This is a genomic window from Flavobacterium glucosi (assembly GCF_048286535.1).
In the GTDB taxonomy this organism is placed as follows: Bacteria; Bacteroidota; Bacteroidia; order Flavobacteriales; family Flavobacteriaceae; genus Flavobacterium.
Map to the genome: position 1 here is coordinate 103,649 of NZ_JBLVPK010000004.1, position 23,849 is coordinate 127,497.

At 34.6% G+C, this 23,849-nt stretch carries 20 protein-coding genes and 1 pseudogene; 11 read left to right on the top strand and 10 right to left on the bottom strand.

The genetic code is table 11. The annotated features are described in order from the left end of the window. The first annotated feature begins 259 nt into the window (after window positions 1–259). Together ACNQGD_RS08630 and ACNQGD_RS08635 are read left to right on the top strand one after the other, a co-directional pair. Window positions 260–844: pseudogene (locus tag ACNQGD_RS08630) on the top strand (zeta toxin family protein). After that, window positions 831–977, top strand: a complete 147-nt coding sequence (locus ACNQGD_RS08635; RefSeq protein WP_416843104.1) for a hypothetical protein — start codon at window positions 831–833, stop codon at window positions 975–977. Before ACNQGD_RS08630 ends, ACNQGD_RS08635 begins: the two are co-directional and overlap by 14 nt. Before the next feature lie 53 nt (window positions 978–1,030). On the opposite strand, the gene carB is transcribed toward ACNQGD_RS08635, so the two are convergent. Together carB and rpmH are read right to left on the bottom strand one after the other, a co-directional pair. Then, the gene (gene carB / locus ACNQGD_RS08640) at window positions 1,031–3,883 is read right to left on the bottom strand and encodes a carbamoyl-phosphate synthase large subunit (RefSeq protein WP_417996594.1); all 2,853 of its coding nucleotides are present in this window, start codon (window positions 3,881–3,883) and stop codon (window positions 1,031–1,033) included. 157 nt (window positions 3,884–4,040) lie between these two features. Beyond that, a complete protein-coding gene (rpmH, locus tag ACNQGD_RS08645; RefSeq protein ID WP_007136275.1) occupies window positions 4,041–4,202 on the bottom strand; it encodes a 50S ribosomal protein L34 in 162 nt (53 codons plus the stop codon). Between the two features lie 164 nt (window positions 4,203–4,366). On the opposite strand from rpmH, the gene ACNQGD_RS08650 reads away from it, so the two are divergent. After that, window positions 4,367–4,882 carry a DUF2892 domain-containing protein gene (locus ACNQGD_RS08650; RefSeq protein ID WP_417995328.1) on the top strand — a complete coding sequence of 172 codons (516 nt, stop codon included), beginning with the start codon at window positions 4,367–4,369 and terminating at the stop codon, window positions 4,880–4,882. A 273-nt stretch (window positions 4,883–5,155) separates the two neighbouring features. On the opposite strand, the gene ACNQGD_RS08655 is transcribed toward ACNQGD_RS08650, so the two are convergent. Then, window positions 5,156–6,049: a lytic transglycosylase domain-containing protein gene (locus ACNQGD_RS08655; RefSeq protein WP_417999019.1), complete on the bottom strand. Its 894-nt coding sequence runs from the start codon at window positions 6,047–6,049 to the stop codon at window positions 5,156–5,158. A 27-nt stretch (window positions 6,050–6,076) separates the two neighbouring features. Beyond that, the gene (locus ACNQGD_RS08660) at window positions 6,077–6,760 is read right to left on the bottom strand and encodes an alpha/beta hydrolase (RefSeq protein ID WP_417999020.1); all 684 of its coding nucleotides are present in this window, start codon (window positions 6,758–6,760) and stop codon (window positions 6,077–6,079) included. Between the two features lie 113 nt (window positions 6,761–6,873). Here ACNQGD_RS08660 and ACNQGD_RS08665 point away from each other — a divergent pair, with 113 nt between their 5' ends. Both ACNQGD_RS08665 and ACNQGD_RS08670 read left to right on the top strand, forming a co-directional pair. After that, a complete protein-coding gene (locus tag ACNQGD_RS08665) occupies window positions 6,874–7,596 on the top strand; it encodes a pirin family protein (RefSeq protein WP_417999021.1) in 723 nt (240 codons plus the stop codon). A gap of 24 nt (window positions 7,597–7,620) precedes the next feature. After that, the gene (locus ACNQGD_RS08670) at window positions 7,621–7,905 is read left to right on the top strand and encodes a GNAT family N-acetyltransferase (protein ID WP_417999188.1); all 285 of its coding nucleotides are present in this window, start codon (window positions 7,621–7,623) and stop codon (window positions 7,903–7,905) included. A 56-nt stretch (window positions 7,906–7,961) separates the two neighbouring features. Here ACNQGD_RS08670 and ACNQGD_RS08675 read toward each other — a convergent pair whose 3' ends face one another. Then, entirely contained in the window at window positions 7,962–9,596 is a 1,635-nt protein-coding gene (locus ACNQGD_RS08675) for an ABC-F family ATP-binding cassette domain-containing protein (RefSeq protein WP_417999022.1), read from the bottom strand. A gap of 390 nt (window positions 9,597–9,986) precedes the next feature. Between ACNQGD_RS08675 and ACNQGD_RS08680 the strand changes: the two genes are divergently transcribed. Then, entirely contained in the window at window positions 9,987–10,520 is a 534-nt protein-coding gene (locus ACNQGD_RS08680) for a murein L,D-transpeptidase catalytic domain family protein (protein ID WP_417999023.1), read from the top strand. A 261-nt stretch (window positions 10,521–10,781) separates the two neighbouring features. Here the strand turns inward: ACNQGD_RS08680 and ACNQGD_RS08685 are convergent, their stop codons facing one another. Both ACNQGD_RS08685 and ACNQGD_RS08690 read right to left on the bottom strand, forming a co-directional pair. Further along, window positions 10,782–11,957 carry a GlmU family protein gene (locus ACNQGD_RS08685; RefSeq protein ID WP_417999024.1) on the bottom strand — a complete coding sequence of 392 codons (1,176 nt, stop codon included), beginning with the start codon at window positions 11,955–11,957 and terminating at the stop codon, window positions 10,782–10,784. Window positions 11,958–12,138: 181 nt separating this feature from the next. Next, window positions 12,139–12,390: a type B 50S ribosomal protein L31 gene (locus ACNQGD_RS08690; protein WP_039109118.1), complete on the bottom strand. Its 252-nt coding sequence runs from the start codon at window positions 12,388–12,390 to the stop codon at window positions 12,139–12,141. Window positions 12,391–12,630: 240 nt separating this feature from the next. Here ACNQGD_RS08690 and ACNQGD_RS08695 point away from each other — a divergent pair, with 240 nt between their 5' ends. The 5 genes from ACNQGD_RS08695 to ACNQGD_RS08715 all read left to right on the top strand — a co-directional run bounded on the left by ACNQGD_RS08695 (window position 12,631) and on the right by ACNQGD_RS08715 (window position 18,671). After that, the gene (locus tag ACNQGD_RS08695) at window positions 12,631–13,161 is read left to right on the top strand and encodes a DUF4199 domain-containing protein (RefSeq protein ID WP_417999025.1); all 531 of its coding nucleotides are present in this window, start codon (window positions 12,631–12,633) and stop codon (window positions 13,159–13,161) included. Window positions 13,162–13,167: 6 nt separating this feature from the next. Beyond that, a complete protein-coding gene (locus ACNQGD_RS08700) occupies window positions 13,168–14,127 on the top strand; it encodes a glycosyltransferase family 2 protein (protein WP_417994442.1) in 960 nt (319 codons plus the stop codon). 194 nt (window positions 14,128–14,321) lie between these two features. After that, window positions 14,322–16,049: a phospho-sugar mutase gene (locus ACNQGD_RS08705; protein ID WP_417999026.1), complete on the top strand. Its 1,728-nt coding sequence runs from the start codon at window positions 14,322–14,324 to the stop codon at window positions 16,047–16,049. Then, a complete protein-coding gene (locus ACNQGD_RS08710) occupies window positions 16,049–17,878 on the top strand; it encodes an ABC transporter ATP-binding protein (RefSeq protein ID WP_417999027.1) in 1,830 nt (609 codons plus the stop codon). Before ACNQGD_RS08705 ends, ACNQGD_RS08710 begins: the two co-directional genes overlap by 1 nt. Window positions 17,879–17,969: 91 nt before the next feature. After that, window positions 17,970–18,671 (top strand): hypothetical protein, encoded by a 702-nt coding sequence (locus tag ACNQGD_RS08715; protein ID WP_417994445.1) that lies wholly within the window; start codon window positions 17,970–17,972, stop codon window positions 18,669–18,671. Between the two features lie 11 nt (window positions 18,672–18,682). Here the strand turns inward: ACNQGD_RS08715 and ACNQGD_RS08720 are convergent, their stop codons facing one another. The 3 genes from ACNQGD_RS08720 to ACNQGD_RS08730 all read right to left on the bottom strand — a co-directional run bounded on the left by ACNQGD_RS08720 (window position 18,683) and on the right by ACNQGD_RS08730 (window position 23,705). Further along, window positions 18,683–19,405 carry a hypothetical protein gene (locus ACNQGD_RS08720; protein WP_417996586.1) on the bottom strand — a complete coding sequence of 241 codons (723 nt, stop codon included), beginning with the start codon at window positions 19,403–19,405 and terminating at the stop codon, window positions 18,683–18,685. Window positions 19,406–19,526: 121 nt separating this feature from the next. Beyond that, window positions 19,527–21,995, bottom strand: a complete 2,469-nt coding sequence (locus ACNQGD_RS08725; protein WP_417999028.1) for a TonB-dependent receptor — start codon at window positions 21,993–21,995, stop codon at window positions 19,527–19,529. A gap of 12 nt (window positions 21,996–22,007) precedes the next feature. After that, window positions 22,008–23,705 (bottom strand): M23 family metallopeptidase, encoded by a 1,698-nt coding sequence (locus ACNQGD_RS08730; protein WP_417999029.1) that lies wholly within the window; start codon window positions 23,703–23,705, stop codon window positions 22,008–22,010. Window positions 23,706–23,849 lie beyond the last annotated feature (144 nt).

A 23,849-nucleotide genomic window follows, 5' to 3' on the forward strand; every position in this document is an offset into this window, starting at 1 on the left:
TTTCAGCAAATTCCACAAAAAAAGCCCCAAATAGTGTCTAACTTTTTGGGGGCAGTCTAGAACGGGGCTTTTTACATATAAAAAATTCAAGTTTTTATTTACTCAAATACATTTTTCTTCTAGAGTACAATTCGTAGAATTGATCGTCTTTCAAATCATCGCTAAACAAGTTCTTTATCCAGTTGATTCATCTATAGATTAAGATGATGGAATAAAAAACTAATAATTTTAAAACCTAAAATTATTTACCTTTGTATAAATGAATAAAAACCTTTACATTATTGCTGGTTGCAATGGAGCAGGAAAAACAACTGCTTCCTTTACTATTTTACCAGAAATTTTAAATTGCAAAGAATTTGTAAATGCAGATGAAATTGCCAAAGGATTATCGCCTTTTCAGCCTGAAAAGGTATCTTTTGAAGCAGGAAGAATAATGCTCAAACGAATTAACGAACTTTTGGAAACAAATCAAACCTTTGCTTTTGAAACTACTTTGGCAACCAAAAGTTATAAATCTAAAATTGCCGAAGCAAAAAAGCAAAAATATAACGTAACGTTGTAATTTTTTTGGTTAAAAACTGTTGATTTAGCTATAGAAAGAGTTAAAACTCGAGTCATTGAAGGAGGTCATAATATAGAAACCGAAGTCATAAAGCGTAGATACATCAATGGAATTAAAAACCTTTTTGAAATTTATCTTGAAATTGCAGATGAAGTACTTATTTTTGATAATTCATTTGGAGTACCCGAATTAATTGCAGAAAAATCTTTAGAAACTGAAATAAAAATTTTAAGCGAAACTAAATTCTATAACTTAAAAAAATATTGGAATGAAAGAATATAAAAGATCTCAAAACCAACAAAAAATTGTTGATGGGATGAACAAAGTTTACGAGAAATTAATCGAATTCAAAAAGAGAACAAATAGTGAATTGGTTATTCTCAAGGATAATAAAATAGTTAGGGTAAAACCTTAAAACCACAAAAAAAGCCCCAATCGGGGCTTTTTACATATAACAAACTCAAGTTTTTATTTACTCAAATACATTTTTCTTCTGGAGTACAATTCGTAGAATTGATCGTCTTTCAAGTCATCAATAAACAAGATGCTTTCTCCAGTTGATTTCATTTCTGGTCCTAATGCTTTGTTCACATTGTGGAACTTGCTGAAAGAGAAAACCGGTTGCTTGATGGCATATCCTTTCAACTGTGGGTTGAAAGTAAAGTCGGTTACTTTATTGTGACCCAACATTACTTTAGTAGCATAGTTTACATAAGGTTCTCCGTAAGCTTTTGCAATAAATGGAACCGTACGAGACGCTCTAGGATTGGCTTCAATGATGTAAACGATATCATCTTTGATAGCAAACTGAATGTTGATTAAACCAACGGTTCTCAAAGCCAAGGCAATATTTTTGGTATGGTCTTTTATTTGTTGCATTACAAATTCACCTAAGTTAAACGGTGGTAAAGTAGCGTTACTATCTCCAGAGTGTACTCCGCAAGGTTCGATGTGCTCCATAATTCCTATGATGTACACATTCTCCCCATCGCAAATCGCATCGGCTTCTGCTTCAATCGCACCATCTAAATAATGGTCTAAAAGCAATTTATTTCCTGGGATCGTTTTCAATAAATTGATAACGTGTTCTTCTAATTCTTGTTTGTTGATGACAATTTTCATTCCCTGACCACCCAACACATAAGAAGGACGAATCAATAATGGAAAGTCTAAAGTATCAGCTAAAGCAGAAGCTTCGTCCGCTGTTTCTGCAATTCCAAACTGTGGAAAAGGAATTTTTAAATCGGTTAACAATTCTGAGAAACGTCCTCTGTCTTCGGCTAAATCCAAAGCATCAAAGCTCGTTCCTATAATTTTAATACCGTATTTAGACAGTTTTTCAGCCAATTTCAAAGCCGTTTGCCCTCCTAATTGCACGATAACGCCTTCCGGTTTCTCATGTTGAATAATATCATAAATATGCTCCCAGAAAACCGGTTCGAAATACAATTTATCCGCTGTATCGAAATCAGTCGAAACTGTTTCTGGATTACAGTTGATCATAATCGTTTCATACCCACATTCTTTGGCGGCAAGCACCCCGTGAACACAAGAATAATCAAACTCGATTCCTTGTCCAATTCTATTTGGGCCTGACCCAAGAACAATTATTTTCTTTTTATCCGTAACAACACTTTCGTTATCAACGTAACGTGTTCCATCTGCTTTTTCAATTTCTGCTTCAAAAGTCGAGTAATAGTAAGGCGTTTTTGCTTTAAATTCGGCCGCACAAGTATCAACGAGTTTGAATACACGATTGATATTCATTTCTGAACGTAAATTGTGAACTTGGCTTTCCAGGCAACCTACCATATGCGCGATTTGTCTGTCGGCAAAACCTTTTTGTTTCGCTTCAAGCAACAATTCTCTTGGTAAAGATTCTACTTTATAGTTTGAAATTTCTTTTTCTAACGTATAAAGCTCTTCGTATTGTTTCAAGAACCACATATCGATTTTAGTGATTTCATGAATGCGGCTCAATGGAATTCCCATCGCGATAGCATCATAAATCACAAAAACACGATCCCAACTCGCAAAAGTCAGTTTCTCGATAATTTGTTCGTAGTTAGTATATCCTTTTCCGTCAGCACCCAAACCATTTCTTTTGATTTCCAATGATTGAGTCGCTTTGTGCAATGCTTCTTGGAACGAACGTCCAATTCCCATAACCTCACCAACGGATTTCATTTGAAGTCCCAAAGTTCGGTCAGCTCCTTCGAATTTATCAAAGTTCCAACGCGGAATTTTTACAATCACATAATCCAAAGTTGGTTCGAATAATGCCGAAGTCGATTTGGTAATTTGATTTTGCAACTCGTCCAAGTTATATCCCAAAGCCAATTTGGAAGCAATTTTTGCAATAGGATACCCCGTTGCTTTTGATGCCAAAGCAGAGGAACGAGACACACGAGGATTGATTTCTATCGCTACAATATCTTCTTTATCATCTGGTGAAACGGCAAACTGCACGTTACAACCTCCAGCAAAATTTCCGATGCTACGCATCATCAAGATTGCATAGTCACGCATTCTTTGAAAAGTCGTGTCAGACAAAGTCATGGCAGGCGCAACCGTAATGGAATCTCCGGTGTGAATTCCCATTGGATCCATATTTTCGATCGAACAGATAATCACAACATTATCGTTTTTATCTCTCAAAAGTTCCAATTCGTATTCTTTCCAACCCATCAATGCTTTATCAATTAAAACTTCGTGAATGGGTGAAGCTTCTAGACCTCTAGTTAAGAGTTCATTAAAATCTTCCTTTTTATAAACAATAGCAGCGCCTGTTCCGCCTAAAGTAAAGGAAGGACGAATTACCAATGGGAAACCAAATTCCTGAGCAATTTCTTTTCCTCTTAAATAAGACGTACATATTTCGGCAGGTGCAGATGGCACACCGATTTTTTTAAGCAGTTGTTTAAACTGTTCTCTATCTTCGGTAATATTGATAGCATTAACATCAACACCAATTAATTTTACGCCAAAATCCTGCCAAATCCCTTTTTCATCGGCTTCTAAACAGAGATTTAAAGCCGTTTGCCCTCCCATTGTAGGTAGGACTGCATCAATCTGAGGATGTTCTTTTAAAATTTGAATAATTGATTTTGTCGTTAAAGGCAATAAATAAATATGATCCGCCATTGAAGGATCGGTCATAATTGTTGCCGGATTCGAATTGATCAAAATAACTTCAATTCCTTCTTCACGAATAGAACGGGCAGATTGTGATCCCGCATAATCAAATTCGCATGCTTGACCAATAACAATAGGACCTGAACCTATTATTAAAACGGATTTTATGGATGTATCTTTTGGCATTGTATGGTAGTATTGTGTTGTGTAGTTGTTGTTTTCAAAAGATTAAAGTTACTGAACTCAAACCCTTTACCTGTAAATCTTAGACTTTTTTTAACGAATAGGTATAAAAAAAGGCGATACTAAAAAAAGTAACGCCTTATTTATGTTTATACAAACATTATTTTTTGTGTCTTGGTTCGCAAGAAACAGTCAATTTATGTCTTCCTTTAGCTCTTCTTCTAGCAAGAACTTTTCTTCCATTCGCAGAAGCCATTCTGTCCATAAATCCGTGCTTATTTCTTCTTTTTCTTTTCGATGGTTGAAACGTTCTTTTGCTCATTGCTTTGTATCTTTAAAATCTTATTTATATGTCTTCCTATTTTTGAATAACTGTTATTCTAAAACCGAGTGCAAATATACAAAGACTTTTTTTTCTCACAAGTAGTTTTGTAAAAATATTTTCAATTCCTTTTACTATATTTGTGATCTTAAAATAAACACACTATGTTTCACAGAAATATTAAACTTATTATCGCCGGACTTATTATAGCTACTGGCATTTGGCAATTTACAGAAGGTAATATCGGTAACGGGATTTTCCTTATATTATTGAGCGCAATTCCAATTTTCCTGTACTTCAAAAACGAATTTATCTTACTTGCCTTCTTAAAACTACGAAAACAAGATTTTGAAGGGGCTAAAAAATGGTTGGCTTACATCAAAACCCCCGAAACTGCTTTAGTACAAAAACAACAAGGATACTTTAATTACTTACACGGAATCATGCTTTCGCAAACGAATATCAATCAAGCAGAGAAATATTTCAAGAAAGCAATTGAGTTAGGATTATCAATGGACATGGATCTGGCTGTAGCCAAATTAAATTTAGCCGGTGTAGCCATGACCCGTCGCCGAAAATTAGAGGCTACTTCCCTATTGAATGAAGCTAAAAAATTAGACAAACAGAATATGTTGAAGGAACAGATTACAATGATGAAAGATCAAATGAAGAAAATATAATTAAAAAAGGGTCAAATGATACACATTTGACCCTTTTTTATTTGGTTAATATCCTAATTTTTGAAACAAAACGGCTCCCTATTTTTTAATATCAATATGCGTGATTAATCCCAAACCGAAAAAATCAGCCACAAATTAAAAAAATTCACACCGATTTCTTGAATAATACAACCTAAAATCTGTGTAAATCTTTGAAATTCGTGGCAAAAAAATGCTTGGCACACTTTACGGACTGTCCTATTTCCTTAAATGCCTTACATGGTTTAAAAAAAGCTAATATCCTTTCAACGGAATTTCGATTTGGTATGTTTTACCAGTATCATTTACTAATTTTGTTTCCCTTAACCAAGGATTGTGTATTTTCAAAATCTTATAGTTGATTCCTTGGCTAATTGCAAAACTGGCCAAATCAGTAATCGAACTGTCAATTTCGATTTTCTTGGTGGGCAAGGTTCCGTATAAATCCTCCGAAGCAATTGAAAACCCATATTTTACGGGGTTTTTCATGATCTCTTTCAATGCTAAAATTCTAAAAACATAGCGAGACGTTTCTTCCGTCAGTAACAAATCATAATAATTAGATACTTTTTGAATGTCGATTTGCTTATTCACACCCGTCATTCCGCCATTATAGGAAGCTGCTGCCAAAGTCCAACTGCCAAATTTTCCTTTGGCACTCAAAAGATAACTGCAAGCTGCTTCTGTAGATTTTTCTAAATCATAACGTTCATCAACATTTTCATTGACTTCCATTTTTCTTTCTTTGGCTGTCTCAGGCATAAATTGCCAAACGCCTCTTGCTCCCGCTGGTGAAACTACATTCACTAAACCACTCTCTATAACTGCCAGGTATTTAAAATCATCCGGAATACCGTTCTTTTTTAAAATAGGCTCAATCACCGGAAAAGCACGATTGGCTCTCTTTATAGCCAAAATAGTTGATGCATGCAGATTTACATTTACCAGCAACTCTCGGTCCAAACGTTCTTTTACATCCGATATTTTCAATGGTGTTTCTTCGCCTGCAAAATCCAACTTTACAGGAAAATCACTAGTAATTTCGTTTGCAACCTCTTTTCTTTCTGTCGGATTTTTAGCGGCAAAAATAAATACACCACTCGCAAAAATCACGGTAAGAACTATGGCAACTTTATTGATCAATTTCATGTTTTCTTTTTTATGCCTTTCATGTAGTTATAAAAGTGCGTTTACTTCTTTTTTTGGTTCCAATATAATGGAAGGCAAATTTTCATTCAACCATTTGTACTTGTTCAAAATCATAATGTGCGTCCCTCCTTTTACAACGATACAATTCTTAATATATTTGATTGGAAAAACATCATCTGCATCTCCGTGAATGTGAATTACGCTCTCGTCAATATGGGTTCTATTCCATAAAATCACTTGTTCTACTGCCCAATTCAAATAGCCAATATCCCGAACCGAAAGAAATTTTTCGTAAAGCTTAAGTCGTTGATTTACTTTTTCGCCAAAGGAAAACTTAGCCAGACTATCTATATTTGCAAATAAACGCATCGGAATCAGTTTATAGGCTTTAGTAGTTTTAGCAATTTTCAATCTTCGAGGAAATTCAGCATTACATCGTACACTCGAAATAATAATCACTTTGCGTGCCGTAACATATTTTGCCATTTCCTGTACCAAAATACCTCCGAACGAAACGCCAATCAAAACCGGATTCTCATGTTTTATCTTTTCAGTAATTCGCTTTGCATAATCCGCTAAAGACTCTTTATCAAGAGGAATTTCCCACTCTAACAAATGAATTTCAAACTCGTCTTCAGGAAGTACAATACGCTCAAAAATAGCAGCACTTGACGCCAAACCAGGCATTAGATACACGGGGATTTTACTCATAATTGTTTTAACGATTTTATAACAAGATTCCGCTTTTTTATGGCGAATTTTGTATAAAATTAATTTTTTTATCCACACCCTATTCACTTTTTACTTTATATTATCAATAATTTATGACTACACAACTATTTGAATCAAATACAAGAGGCAAGGCCGATTTTGGATGGCTTAAAGCCAATTTCTCCTTTTCTTTTGGAAATTATTTCAATCCTGAGCGGGCACAATTTGGAATGTTACGCGTTTTAAATGACGATATCATTGCGGGCGGAACAGGTTTTGGCACACACGGACACGCCAATATGGAAATCATTACCATTCCGCTAGAAGGCGGACTAAAACATCGTGACAGTATGGGAAATGAAGGTGTAATTGGTTTTGGAGAAGTACAAGTAATGAGTGCCGGATCTGGAGTGGAACATTCTGAAATGAATGCCAGCCAGAAAGACGAAGCAAAAACACTGCAATTATGGGTTTTTCCTGATACCGAAAACGGGATCCCAAGATATGACCAGAAATCATTTGATATTGAAAATCAAATCAATACCTTTGTAAATATCGTTTCGCCAAAAGATAATAATGACGGAAATGCGCTTTGGGTTTACCAGAAAACCTTTTTTCATTTAGGAATTTTCGATAGCAATACCACTTCGGCATACCAGGTTAAAATTCCTCAAAACGGAGTTTATTTATTCTTGATTGAAGGCGAAATAGAAGTGAATAATCAAATTTTGAAGGCAAGAGATGCCATGGGAATAACTGATTTCGATCAATTTGAAATCAAGATTATAGCCAAATCAAAAATACTTTTGGTAGAAGTACCAATGAATCAGAGTTAAATTATTATGGAAGTACCAATTACTATGGAAATCAAGGACAATACTTTTGCAAGACAATTTGAAACTGAAGTGAAAGAAGGATTGGTATCTGTTGAATATTCGTTTCAAGAGAAAAAAATATTTTTGACAAAAATCAATACTCCCGATTCCTTCGATGACGAGGAATTTATTTCTAATTTTCTAAAAAACATCATGGAAATTGCGATGGAACGAAAATTCAAAGTCGTCCCTATCCTTCCTAAAATAGTGTTGTTTTTCAAAAAAAATCCTGTTTACAAAGAATTACTTCCACCGGGAATACGATTGTAAAAAAAGAGGCTGTATTTTGAAATACAGCCTCTTTTTTTTATAATGATTTTATAGAATTATTTTTCTATCTCTCGCATATTGTCCATTTTCTTGTGTGCCAAGAAACCGGCAATATCTTCAAAATGTTCCACCACTCTTTTGTTTCCAAACTCGAAAACTTTAGTAGCCAATCCATCCAAGAAATCCCTATCGTGAGAAACCAAAATTAATGTTCCGTCAAAATCACGCAACGCATCTTTGATAATATCTTTGGTTTTCATATCCAAGTGATTCGAAGGCTCATCCAAAATCAACAAATTCACTGGTTCCAGCAATAATTTAATCATTGCCAAACGCGTTTTCTCCCCACCGGAAAGCACTTTCACTTTTTTGGTTACGTCATCCCCCTGAAACATGAAAGCCCCAAGAATATCTTTTATTTTAGTTCGAACATCTCCCACGGCAATATCATCAATAGTTTCAAAAATAGTGGCATTTTCATTTAACAATGAAGCTTGGTTTTGGGCAAAATAACCAATTTGTGCATTATGACCAATTTCTAAACTTCCACCATTAATTTCTATTTCTTTCATAATGGCTTTGATCATCGTCGATTTTCCCTCTCCATTTTTCCCTACGAAAGCTACTTTTTCTCCTCTTTCAATAACCATATTTGCATTCGAAAAAACCACATGATCGCCATACGATTTTGATAAATCTTTGACAATTACCGGATATTGCCCGGAACGAGCAGCAGGCGGAAATTTTAGTTTCAAAGCCGAAGTATCCACCTCATCAACCTGAACGATAACCAGTTTCTCTAACATTTTAACACGGGATTGAACCGCATCCGTTTTAGAAAACGTCCCTTTAAAACGATCTATAAAAGTTCTATTATCAGCAATCATGCGTTGTTGCTCGTCATACGCTTTTTGCTGATGCACACGTCTGTCTTTTCTAAGTTCCAAATAATGAGAATATTTGGCTTTATAATCATAAATACGCCCCATGGTAACTTCGATCGTACGATTTGTAATATTATCGACAAAAGCCCTGTCGTGAGAAATTACCACAACTGCTTTGGCTGAATTAATCAAGAAATCCTCTAACCATTGAATGCTTTCAATATCCATGTGATTGGTAGGCTCATCCAGTAAAATTAAGTCTGGTTTTTGCAAAAGGATTTTGGCAAGTTCAATTCGCATTCTCCATCCACCAGAAAACTCTGAAGTTTGACGGCTAAAATCTTCGCGAACAAATCCCAAACCAATTAGAATTTTCTCTACTTCGGCTTCATAATTTATTTCTTCGATAGCATAAAATTTCTCACTTAAGTCAGAAACTCTTTCTATTAATTTCATGTACGCATCACTTTCGTAATCAGTACGAATGGTTAATTGCTCGTTGATTTGATCGATTTCTGCTTTCATTGCAAAAACTTCTCCAAAAGCTTTTGAAGTTTCTTGCATAACTGTAGCGCCATCTGTAGTCAATAAATGCTGAGGCAAATAGGCCACAACAGCATCTTTTGGTGCCGAAATATTACCGGTTGAAGGCTTGCTTTGACCTGCAATAATTTTAAGAAGCGTCGATTTTCCTGCTCCATTTTTACCCATTAAGGCAATTTTATCATTTTCATTTATAGCAAAAGAAACATCACTAAAAAGTGTCGTGCCACCAAACTGCACAGAAATATCGTTAACTGTAATCATTTAGATTTTTAGATTTTTAGACTGCTTAGATTTTTAGACTTCTCAGCAAGTGTTTTTTAAAAGTGCAAAGATAGATTAATTCAGGAATTGGACAATTGAATAATTTATAACAATTTAAATTTTGAATAAGAGAAACATAAAATTTAAACCGAGCACAATAATAGTGTTTTTTTATAGTTTTTCATTTGATATCTAGACTCTTAACAACTAAAAACATTTTCATTTGAAACAACATTAAATCTCAAAAACAACAAATCCCTAAATCATTATGAAAATTGCAATCCCTGTTTTAAACAATGTAAAAACAGGAGAATGGTGTAGAAAATAAAATCGATGTGTAGACCGAAAACCTGATTTTTATAGGTTGAATGAAAAAATTAAAACTAGATCATGACAAAAAAGATAACAATTATTCTCTTGTGCGCTTTCCAGTTTATTGCGGCCCAAAGCAATGAAGAAATTGTACAAAAAGCTTGCGAAGTACAAACAAAATGGGGCTTTAAAGCCAAGAATAAAAATATTATCACATTAATTGATTTTTCAAAATCAATAAACGAAGCAAGGCTCTACGTTATTGATTTAAAAAACAACAAAATACTATTGACCAGTAATGTTGATCATGGTTTTGGCTCAGGAACGGGACTGACTCCCAGTTCATTTAGCAATACTGAAGGAAGTAAAGCCACTTCATTAGGATGTTACCTTACGTTACAGACGTATGAAGGCATGTGGGGATATTCCTTAAGATTAGATGGTCTGGAAAGCGATAAGAATTCGAATGCTTTGAAAAGAAATATCGTAGTCCATTCGTCAAAAAAGATGTTCAGTAAATTCAGTTGGGGGTGTTTTTCAGTTCCAGACAGTAATGCCAACACCTTGATTAACTTAATAAAAAATGGTTCACTTATTTATGCTTATCAATAAAGGTTAACTTAAAATAAAAAAGCCTCAGTTGAGGCGAGGGCACTGAAAAAGTCCCGCTAGAAAAAATTGCGACAAAATCTTGATGGGAAAACGGAATAAACGCTCTGAGAATCACTTAATCAAGTTTAAAAACTTTTAAGTTTGAAAACATAGCAAAAAGAAGGGGCTTAAACTGATTTAAAGTTTAAGCCCTTTTATTTATAGGTAGTTTTTCAGTGCCCTCGTTGAGGCTTTTTATATTTTATATCCGAAAACGAGAAATTATTCTTTTCTCCACTTTTTTGATTCTTCAAAAACATGTTCTAGAATGGCAGCTTCTCTTTCATCAAAATCAACATTTCTGCGACTCATGACTAATCGAGCTGTTTCAAAAGCTTTTTTGGTCATATAAGTCGTAAAACCAGAAGCGCCACCCCAAGAAAAACTAGGCACAAAATTGCGAGGAAATCCGCTGCCAAAAATATTAGCGCTTACGCCTACTACCGTTCCGGTATTGAACATGGTGTTAATGCCGCACTTGCTGTGATCTCCCATCATCAAACCGCAAAACTGAAGACCCGTTTTAGCAAAACCTTCCGTTACATAGCTCCACAATTTCACTTCTTCGTAATTGTTTTTCAGATTCGAATTGTTACTGTCCGCTCCAATATTACACCATTCGCCAAGAACAGAATTCCCTAAGAATCCATCATGTCCTTTATTAGAATATCCAAATAAAACGGAATTATTAACTTCTCCTCCAATTCTGGAATAAGGTCCAACCGTTGTAGCGCCATATACTTTTGAAGCCATTTTTACAACTGCATTTTCACACAAGACAAAAGGGCCTCTGATTACGGAACCTTCCATGATTTCTGAATCTTTACCAATATAAATAGGACCTGCAGAAGCATTCAAGGTAACAAATTCTAACTTTGCCCCTTCTTCTATAAATATATTTTCGGGTGCGATGACATTAACACTTTTTGGAATTGGTTGTGATTTTCTATCCTCAGTCAGGTATTCAAAATCCTCTCGTATCGCTGCATCGTTTTTGGAAAAAATATCCCAAGTATGTTCTACCGTTAAGCAATCATCAGTATATTCAATAATTTCATAGGTATCAAAATCTACTTCTTCCTGCTCTTCATTCGTATAAAAAGCAATTACTTCATCTCCTTTGAAAATAGCTTGATTGGGTTCCAGATTGCTAACCATTTCCGCTAATACATCATTAGGAAGAAAAGAAGCGTTTATCATTACATTTTCCTCTAATTCTACCATTGGAAATTTCTCTGACAAATATTCCTCTGTCAACGTAGTGGTAGTAGAACCCAGGCGTATTTCCCATTTTTGACGAATCGTCATGATTCCAATAAGAATATCCGCAACCGGACGCGTGAAAGTAAAAGGCAATAAAGCGTTTCTGGAAGGTCCGTCAAAAAGTATGTAATTCATAAAATTGTTTATTTGTTGGTTCGGTTATTTGTTGGTTCGGTTATTTGTTGATTCGAAAATTAATTTTACCAACCTGCCGTTTTAATTATATTGACACCAAAGTTACAAAGTTTTCAAATAGATAAAAATAAAAAAGCCTCCCAAAAAGGAAGGCTTTAATGTATTTGATAACAAGTTAAAATTATTTAACGTGTTTAGCGTATTTAGTTTTAAATTTATCAATACGTCCTGCAGTATCGATAAGTTTAGATTTACCTGTGTAAAAAGGGTGAGAAGTTCTAGAGATCTCCATTTTCACAACTGGGTATTCAACACCATCAACTGTTAATGTTTCTCTTGTATCTGCAGTAGATTTAGTGATAAAAACTTCGTCATTTGACATGTCTTTAAATGCAACTAATCTGTAATTTTCTGGGTGAATTCCTTTTTTCATCTTGTTAATCTTTTTTATTTGTTAATTATAATTAGTCTTGAAGCTTTTCTTCTCACAGAAAAGGTATAAACTCCTTATAACTTTTTGTTTTACACTATTATTTTGAGTTTGCAAATTTACAATTATTTTCCAATAAACAAATCTTTGCATCACTTTTTTTATATAATCGTAAAAAACGATTTTTAGCTACGAATATATTGGGAATTGTTATATTTGTGGATTAATTCTAAAACAACAATAATGATAAATGAAATTATTAAAAAGAATGGAATAACCTACGGTGTAATAACAGGAGTTATATTATCATTAATAACTGCTTTTATGTATGCAATAGATATTGAATTATTCATTGCTTGGTGGACTACACTTTTAAGTTTCTCAGTTTTTATAATTATTCCTATTATATTGCTTTCAAGAACAAAGAAAGAGTTAAGTGGAATATTTCCTTTTAAAGATGCCTTTACTACTTATTTTATTTCGGCAGTAATAGGAGTACTTATATCTGTAGCTTTTAAAATCGTTCTTTTTAATTTCATTGATCCTGCTGTAAAGGAAACTCTTTTAGATTTAACAATAAAATATTTGATTAGTACTTCCGAAAATTTTGGAGTTCCAGCATCCTCACTGAACGAAACAATTTCTAAGTTGAGAGAAACTGATCCGTATTCTATCGTGGAGCAATTAAAAGGGTCAATTTTTACAATCTTTTTTTGTGCTATTTTAGGACTTATAATGGCAGCATTCTTTAAAAGCAAATCTACACAAGAATAAATAGTAATGAATTTATCTATACTCATACCGCTTCTTAATGAAGAGGAATCGCTTAATGAACTATACAACTGGATCATCAAAGTGATGCAATCTCATAATTACACGTACGAAATCATTTTTTTGGATGATGGTAGTACTGATAATTCATGGACTATTATCGAAGGATTTGCACAAGAAAACCCTCATGTAAAAGGGGTTCGTTTCATGAAAAATTTTGGAAAATCACAAGCGTTGCATGCTGGTTTTGCAAAAGCGAAAGGCGATGTGATTATCACTATGGATGCTGATTTGCAGGACAGTCCAGAGGAAATTCCTGGATTGTATGATATGATTACCAATGGAAAATATGATTTGGTTTCCGGATGGAAAAAGAAACGCTACGATTCCGTGGTGGCAAAAAACTTGCCGTCTAAATTATTCAATTGGGCTGCCAGAAAAACTTCGGGAGTGGAATTGAATGATTTTAATTGCGGACTGAAAGCCTACAAAAATATTGTGGTAAAAAACATTGAAGTTTCAGGTGAAATGCACCGATACATTCCGGTTTTGGCAAAAAATGCCGGTTTTGGTAAAATTGGTGAAAAAGTAGTACAACATCAAGCTAGAAAATATGGTGAAACTAAATTTGGGATGGAACGATTCATTAATGGTTTTCTGGATTTAATTACCATTTGGTTTCTTTCCCGTTTTGGAAAAAGACCGATGCATTTATTCGGTGCCATGGGATCCGTAATGTTTATTATTGGGTTTATGCTTGCTGGATATATTGGCATTTCTAAACTATATCACATGTACAATGACATGCGTTATACTCTAGTAACTAATAATCCTTGGTTCTACATCGCACTTACGACAATGGTTTTGGGAACACAATTATTTTTGGCCGGATTTCTTGGCGAAATAATTTTGCGAACAAAAAACAATGAAGAGCGTTATAAAGTGTCGAGTGAAGTTAATTTTTTATAGTTTCAACAAAAACTAAATGAAAAAATAATTTTTCTCGTGTAACTAATAACTAGCCCTGATAACAGCGGCATCCTTTTTCTTTTTTTTCTTTAAAAAAAGAAAAAGATACAGCGGATAGCAGGATATAGCTCCTAAAATTAAAACGACTGTATTTAAATTTTAATTACGAATTTAAAAACTAAAAAACATATAGCATGGAAATCAAACAAAATATTTTGGACGCAGTAAATGAGTGGCTTACGCCAACATTTGACACCGCTACACAGGAAGCTATTAAAGAACTGATGACTACATCGCCTAAAGAACTGGAAGAGAGTTTCTATAAGAATCTTGAATTTGGAACAGGTGGAATGCGCGGTGTTATGGGCGTTGGTAACAATCGCATCAATAAATACACGCTTGGAAAAAGTACGCAAGGACTTTCGGATTACTTGCATACTGCATTTCCTAACCAGCCTTTGAAAGCGGTTATTGCTTACGATTGTCGCCACAATAGTGATACGTTGGCCAAATTAGTGGCGGATGTTTTCTCGGCAAACGGAATTGAAGTGTATTTGTTTTCGGAATTGAGACCTACTCCAGAATTGTCATTTGCGGTGAAACATTTAGGTTGTCAATGCGGAATAGTTTTAACTGCCTCTCACAATCCACCGGAATATAACGGATACAAAGTGTACTGGCAAGATGGTGGACAAATTGTACCGCCGGAAGATGAGGGAATTATCTCTGTTATCGAGAATTTAAATTACAATCAAATCAAGTTTACTGCCAATGAAGACTTGATACATTATATTGATACCGAAGTTGATGAAGCTTTTATCAAATCGACTATCGAGAATGCCAGCTTTGGAACTTCGGCTGACGCCAAAGAAAATCTGAATATTGTTTTCACCTCTTTGCATGGGACTTCCATAACCTTAGTTCCTGACACCTTATCGCAAGCGGGTTATCCTAACGTAAATATTGTTGAAGAACAAAGAGTACCAAATGGTGATTTCCCAACCGTAAAATCTCCAAATCCGGAGGAGCCCGAAGCACTGACAATGGCATTGGCTTTAGCAGACAAAACGAATTCGGATATTGTAATTGGGACTGATCCTGACTGTGACCGTTTAGGAGTTGCCGTTAGAAACAACGAAGGCAAAATGACGTTGCTTAACGGAAATCAAACCATGATTTTGATGACTGCCTTTTTATTGGAACAATGGAAAAAAGCAGGGAAAATCAACGGAAAACAATTTGTAGGTTCTACAATCGTTTCGACTCCTATGATGATGGAATTAGCGACAAACTACGATGTAGAATGCAAGGTGGGTTTGACTGGTTTCAAATGGATTGCTAAAATGATTAAAGATTTTCCTGAGTTGGAATTCATTGGAGGTGGTGAAGAAAGTTTTGGTTATATGGTAGGCGATGCCGTACGGGATAAAGATGCTGTTGCTGCTACTTTATTGATTTGCGAAGTTGCAGCTCAAGCCAAAGCCAAAGGAAGCACGGTTTACAAAGAATTACTACAACTGTATGTGGACAACGGTTTTTACAAAGAACACTTAGTTTCGTTGACTAAAAAAGGAATGGATGGTTTACAGGAAATCAATCAGATGATGATTGACATGAGAGAAAATCCAATGAAAGAAATCAACGGACAACGAGTGATTATGTTAGAAGATTACCAATCATCGATAGCGAAAAATTTGCTTACGGATGAGGAAACCAAAATGAATATTCCAAAATCGAACGTATTGATTTATTATACAGAAGACGGATCAAAAATATGTGCCAGACCTAGCGGAACGGAACCAAAAATAAAATTTTATATCAGTGTAAATACTGAATTGAATACTGTAGAAGATTTTCAGGAAGTAGAAACCGTGTTAAACGACAAAATTAAAAATATTATTATTGCAATGCAATTGAACTAATGGACAGAAATTTAATAAAATTAATTCCTTTTACTAAACCGTACAAAACTCATATTATCTGGAATGTGGTGTACAACGTCCTCTATGCGTTGTTCAGCACAATTTCTATGTTGACACTGCTTCCAGTACTTCAAGTACTTTTTGGCAAAGTCAAAACAATTGAAAAAGAGCCAATATATACCGGAATTGGAAATATAAAAGACTACGGTACTGATCTTTTGTATTTTAAAATTACCGAATTAACAAAAGACAATAGTCCTCAGTTTGCTCTTTTATTAGTTGTCTCTTTGGTAATCATCACTTTTTTATTCAAAAATTTGTTTAATTATCTGGCTTCCCATCACATCATGCACCTCAAAAATGGCGTATTACGCGATTTACGAAAATCAATGTATGATAAAATCATTGAATTACCTATATCCTACTATTCAGAGAAAAGAAAAGGGGATATAATGGCGCGAATGCTAGGTGATGTCAACGAAGTTCAAAATTCCTTTTTTTCGATACTGGAACTTATCGTAAAAGAACCATTAACGATCGTATTTGCAATAGTCACCATGTTTTTCATAAGCGTAGAACTTACGTTTTTTGTTTTAGTTTTTATTCCGATTTCGGGATTTATAATTTCAAAAATCGCTAAAAATTTGAGAGCACAATCCTTAGAAGCACAAAAAGAAAGTGGATTTCTGATTTCAATAGTAGATGAAAGTTTGGGCGGTTTGAAAGTGATTAAAAGTTATAATGCAGAACCTAATTTTAAAAACAGATTCAATGATTCGGTAACCCGATTATTGAATTTATCAAATAGCATTGGAGACAAAAATAATTTGGCAACGCCATTAAGTGAATTTTTAGGGATCACAACAATTGCTGCCTTGCTTTGGTATGGTGGAAACTTAGTGTTAATAGACAAAACCCTTGAAGGCGCTGCTTTTATTGTTTTTCTAACGTTGGCGTTTAATATTCTGACTCCTGCTAAAGCCATTTCTAAAGCATCTTATGCCGTGAAAAATGGTCTAGCCGCTGCAGAACGGGTTTTTGAGGTTTTGGAAGTCGAAAATGAAATTACTTCAAAAGAAAATGCTATTGAAAAAACAACTTTCGATTCGAAGATAACTCTCCATAACATCAATTTTAAATACGAAAAAGAAAATGTCTTGAAAGACTTTAATCTTACAGTAAAAAAAGGACAAACGGTGGCTCTTGTCGGGCAATCTGGGAGCGGAAAAAGCACTATTGCTAATTTGCTCACCCGTTTTTATGACACTAGCGAAGGTGAAATCACCATTGACGGAATGGACATAAAAGATTTCAGTTTGAAATCGCTTCGAGGCTTGATGGGTCTAGTTACACAAGACAGTATCCTATTTAACGACACGATCAAAGCCAATGTAGCATTGGGAAAAATAGACGCTACAGATGAGGAAATTATCGAAGCGCTGAAAATCGCCAATGCCTATGAATTCGTAAAAGAGTTACCTTTAGGAATTCACACGAATATTGGTGACAGCGGAAACAAACTTTCCGGCGGACAAAAACAACGCTTATCCATTGCCAGAGCGGTTTTGAAAAACCCTCCAATTATGATTCTGGATGAAGCTACATCAGCATTGGATACGGAAAGCGAAAAATTCGTGCAAGTAGCGCTGGAAAACATGATGCAAAATAGAACTTCGATCGTAATTGCGCACCGCCTTTCTACCATTCAAAAAGCAGATTTGATTGTGGTGATGCAAAAAGGAAAAATAGTGGAGCAAGGAAAACATGAAGAACTTATTGCAATGAATGGCATGTATAACAAATTAGTTTCTATGCAGTCTTTTGAATAAAGATTGTAGATTAACGATTTTTGATTTAAGATTTTATTGAGGGTCGAAAATCTTTAAATCATTCAATTTTTTAAATTTTTAAATCTAAAAAATGTACATCAACAACCCAAACATAAAACTTCCTGAAGATCCAAATACTGTAGTTTGGAAATATCTTGATTTATCTAAGTTTTTAGACTTGTTGATGTCCGAAAAGCTATTCATGTCGCGATCTGATAAATTCGAAGATCAATATGAAGGTACCTTTAGCGAACCTACTTTTGAGGAAATAAAAAAACTTTCGATTGACAAGCCTGACTTTTTAAACTATTACAAAACACATCGGGAAAAAGTAGCGATTAGCAGCTGGCATATCAATGAATATGAATCATTTGCTATGTGGCAGATTTTTACCCAAAACAGTGAAGGTTTGGCGATTCAATCGACAATTGGGAGATTACAGAAATCCCTTGTTCCGGAAACTAATTTCAATCAATATATTGGGGAAGTAAATTACATCGATTACAAAAAAGAACACATTCCGTTTGATGATCTATTTTTTCCTTTTTTATTCAAGCGAAAAAGTTTTCAATATGAAGGCGAAGTGCGCATCATCACAGACATTGGCGAAAGCGATATTAAAATCAATGAAGGACTTAAAATCAATGTGAATATCAATCATTTAATCGAAAAAATATACATTCATCCCAAATCTGAAAACTGGTATAAAAACCTGGTTATTCAATTAGTAAAACAACTGGGTTTTGATTTCACTATAGAAAAATCCGATTTAGAAAGTGAGATTTTGATTTAAAATCAGTGTTTCTAAACCGGCTCGTAACCAATTATCTTCCATTCCTTTTTTGACAAATCAATATAATAATAATTCACTACATCTTTCTTGTCAAACTGTCCGTTTTTATTGGTATCCTCAACGGTTCTGTAGTACAAACGATTTTTCGACCCTATCAATTTCCAATCTATTAATTCCTGAAAATCCGAAGATATTTTAGTGAATTTCTCACCGCTAATTTCGCTTAAATACAAGGCTTTTATATCGCTAGTATCTAATTTCCCGTCTTTATTTGTATCCATATCAACCATAGTGTACACCATGATTTGGTTATTGGTTTTATCAGCAACCGACTTCAAATACGTAGCTGTTTGAATCAAAACAGGTTTGTCTGTCAATTTTCTGATGGAATCCGAATCAACTTTTTGAAATTTCAAATTCTGCAAAAAACCGGTGATTTCAAATTCGCCATAATTCGATATTGTAAAACTCAAATCGTTAACGCTGGAAGAACCATATCTCGATTTTATCCCTTTTTCACGAATACTTAAATCAGCAACAGGATGAATCAAATAATCGGTTCCTTCCATTTGAAGTGGCAAATCGGCAATTTGTATTTGGGTAGAATCGGTTATGGCAATTGCTTTACCTCTATTAGCCCCATTATAAGTCACTTTTGGTTTTTCGATTTCCTCTTTGCAACTGGCTAAAAATAAAACTGCGATTCCTACTATTGTGATATGTAGTTTTTTCATGTTGTTGTACTATTAAAATTCAAATGTAATCATTTTTAAAAATGGTAACGGCATCCGATACTTGATTTAACGAATTAAAATTGGGTTAAACTTTACGCTAAACCTAAGTGATTCTTAATATTTACAACTTCGCAGTCAATTTTACATTAAAAACTCTGGTGGTCATATAATTAGGAATCGCATATTGGTTTTTCGAATATACATCGCGAACCCAAGTATTGGTAATGGCATTTTGATTGTCAAAAAGATTAAAAATTTCCAGTCCTATTGCCAACTCTTCAAAATCTTTGAACCAACCCGTATTCTTTTTTACTGTAGTGTTATCAATAAAAACTTTGGAGAAACCAACATCTACGCGGCGGTAATCATTCAATCGATTTTGGTATAAGTAAGGATCAGCGTACGAGGGTGAACCTCCCGGCAATCCAGTATTGTAAACTAAATTCAGATACAATTTTATACTTGGAATATTAGGCATGTAATCTTGAAACAAAAGCCCAAATTTCAATCTTTGATCCGTAGGTCTGGCAATATATCCTTTGTCATTACTGTTTTCCTCTGTTTTCAAATAGCCAAAACTAAACCACGATTCCGTTCCGGGTACAAATTCCCCGTTCAAGCGAACATCCAATCCTTGTGCATACGCTGTTGCATTATTGTTGGCTGCATACCGAATGCGAACATTATCAATTGTGTATGTATTTACATTTGTCAGCGATTTATAATACAACTCCGAAACCAACTTGAAAGGACGATCCCACATCTTGAAACTATAATCATTCCCAAAAACAACATGAACAGATTGTTGTGCCTTGGTATTGGGTTGCACCATTCCACCCGCATCTCTCAATTCCCTGTAAAATGGCGGTTGATGGTATAATCCTCCCGAAAGTCTAAAAACCATATCTTTCTCCCAATCTGGTTTTATGGCAAATTGTGCTCTGGGGCTAAAAGTAACTTGGGACTTTCCCGATATTGTAGCCCCTATAACTTCCCAATTATGCAGTCGCACACCAGCATTATACCAAACTTCACTCGAACCAATATTCGATTTCAAGCTCCATTGACCATACCCTGAAAACCTATTGATGGAGTTAAAATTAATCGCTCTAATATTTTGATACGGAACAAGCGGTCCGGTGTACGGCGAATATGGCTGATCATTTTTAGGCAAATCAATACTTGGTGGATTCAATGAAAATCCAGCCGAATCAATTACCTCCCACTCTATAATTCTGTCCCGAATGGATTCTCGTGTGTATTTTATTCCCCATTCAAATTGGCTTTCTTTCCAATCATGAAATCCTTTTATTTCCGTATTAACAATCAGTGCGTCTAAGTCATTTCTGGCATGACTGAGCTGAGAACCAATTCCTCTGGTAAAAGCTACATCTCCAAAAGTTTCTGATCCAATACTAGAATCCACTTCACCTAATCGGTATTGGGCAAAAACATCAAAATATTCTTGTTCTAAAGTCTGAAAAACAGAACCAATAAATTTCAACGTAAAATTATCCGATACATTGAAAGTTGTTTTTAAAGCTCCAAAATACGTATCGTATTTATCCTTTTCCCGACCTTCATAAAAAACAGTCAGTGCCATAGGATTATCTATCGTTCCAAAATTAGTCTGTCTCGTTAAGGGCTGATATTGGTATTTATTTTGAGAAATATTCCCCAAAAAACTCCACTGCCATTTAGCCGATGCCTGATAATTTATATTGGTTTGAATATCCGCAAAAGACGGGCTAAAATTCGTTTGAGTTTCTTGACTATTTACCAAAAGACTGTTGTTTCGATATCGAACTCCCGTAACCGCAGACCATTTTTTATCTTTAGAAACCGCATCTACAGAAAGGCTTCCGCCAAGGAAACTTGCTTCAAGGCTTGCGCCAAATTTAACCGGTTTTCGATACGTAATATCTAAAACTGAGGATAATTTATCTCCAAACTTCGCTTGAAAACCTCCTGCGGAGAAATCGACATTTTGTACCAAATCGGTATTGGTAAAACTCAACCCTTCTTGTTGTCCCGAACGAATCAGGAACGGGCGATAGACTTCAATTTCATTCACATAAACTAAATTCTCGTCATAATTTCCACCACGCACAGCATATTGCGTACTCAATTCGTTATTAGAATTTACTCCGGGTAAGGTTTTCAAAATGTTTTCGATACCGGCATTTGCTCCAGGAATTTTTCTGATGATTTCAGGTTCAATTGTTGCAACACCCTGAATCAGCTTTCGGTTATTGGATATCACAATCACTTCGCCCATTTGTTCTTCCTGATCACTCATAACAGGATTGAACTCCTTTTGTTCATTGGAATCCAAAGAAAAAATAATGGTAATTTTTTTTAACGAGACATGTGTAAAAACTAACGTTACTTTTTGATTCGCAGGAACTTTTATATCGTAAAATCCATTTTTATTGGATTGAGTGCCAATAGTGGAATAAGAAACATTTACATTTTCTACCGGTTGATTGTTTTTGTCCAAAATGACTCCTTTTATTCTAGCCGTTTGAGCCAATAAAGCTAGGCTTGCGAAGCAAAAAAAGAAAACAAAAATTAATTTATTAGTGCTCAAATGATTTGGTTTTTATTTTTTTTGGCTTCTAAAAAAACGAGTTTCAAAGGTAGTTGAATTTCCTACATTATCAATTACCACAACTTTTAAATCATTGGCACCATCAGCAACAATTCCATCAGTGAAATAATGCGTTAATTTTCTGGTTTTGTTGTCATATTCAAATAACACCCATTTTCCGTTTAAATAGCCGTTGTAAGATTTTATGCCCGACACCGCATCGTATATGGAAAGCTGAATTGTTTTTTGCTCGCTGATCCATTTTCCTTCAATAGGAACCGCCATAGTTATTTTTGGTGCAACTGTATCAGAAACCAAAGCATATTTACCTAAAATTTTAACTTTTGTATGGAACACGCTGTCCTTTCTATAGGTTGGATTGTAATTTATTTTCTTTCCTTCTATTCTCCCGATGAACATTTTCTCTTTCTGCGCTTCAGTCGATTTTGTATCTTCAATTGAAACCGTAAAATTAGTGTGAACCGGAACAGTATCGTCGTGTAAAAACAACGTATCATTTTTTACATCAAAATTTAAATCAAAATCTTCGTAAAAAGTTCCTGCTGGAAAGAAAACTGACATATTCGCTAAAGCAAAATTACTGTCTTTATTGGCTCTGACGAAATAATTCGATTGCACTGGCTCAGGGCTTATTATCGTAGTCAATAAATCATATTGAACAGGAATGGCTATTGTTTTTTTATTTCCAAAGAAATCTGAAACTTCAATGCGATACAGCGATGCTAAGTTTGGAGTAACTTGTAGCACTCCATTATTTTCATCGGATTTGATAATGCTCAAATTATATGGGGTTTTCATGAATAATTTCTGAACCCTTTGTTGCATTTTTTTATATCGCGAATAATCAATCAGCGCATTGATGTAGCGCATGTCGTCAAATGAATAGGTATTGAATTCATATCCGAAGTTTGGTTTTCCATTATAAAAAGATTGCACTTTATACACTCCATTATTATTAAACGAAACATCATCCGTGTCATAAGCAGAAATACCAAAACCTATTGTACCATTTGCCACCACTTTATCTGAAAGATAGGTGCCGTCTTTTTGCAAAGAAACACTCAGTAACAAAGGTCGTTTCGAATGATTGACCGTAGTTTTCGAATCCAAAGGATACACATAAACTCCGGAAATAGTTGGTTTCTTTGTATCTTTTAAAAATTTATCGAACCCAAAAAGCAACGGATTGATTATAAACTCTGTTTTAGAATCTCGAAATTCGAAATGCAGATGCGGTCCTTCTGACGCTCCTGTATTTCCAGAAAAAGCAATGATTTCTCCTTTTTTCACTACCATTTCATCTGGTTTCAAAAACATTTCAATTTCAAATGATGCTTCTTTATAATGCGTTTTCTTGATGTAGTTTTCTATTTCACCGTTGGCCATTTTTAAATGCCCATAAACCGATGTGTATCCATTGGGATGGTTGATGTAAATAGTTTTTCCGTTACCAAAAGTAGATATCTTTATTCTTGACACATAACCATCGGCCACTGCGTACACTTTTAATCCTTCTTTTTGCTGCGTTCTTAAATCAAAACCGGCATGAAAATGATTGGGTCTCAACTCTCCGAAATTCCCGGATAATTGCATCGGAATATCTAAAGGAGATCTAAAATAGTCTTTCGGAAAGTCCGCTTGTGCAAAAACAGCAGTGCAAAAAAATAATAAAAATACAGAAAATCTCATCGTTTACATTTTTGCTAAGATAAAAAAAGTATTCAAAACAGCACTAAAAAAAACAGTCCGTAACCATTTGTTTAACTGATATTTAATTAATTTAATGCAAAAAAAATAATAAAATATTGCAAAATTAAAAAGGAATACTAACTT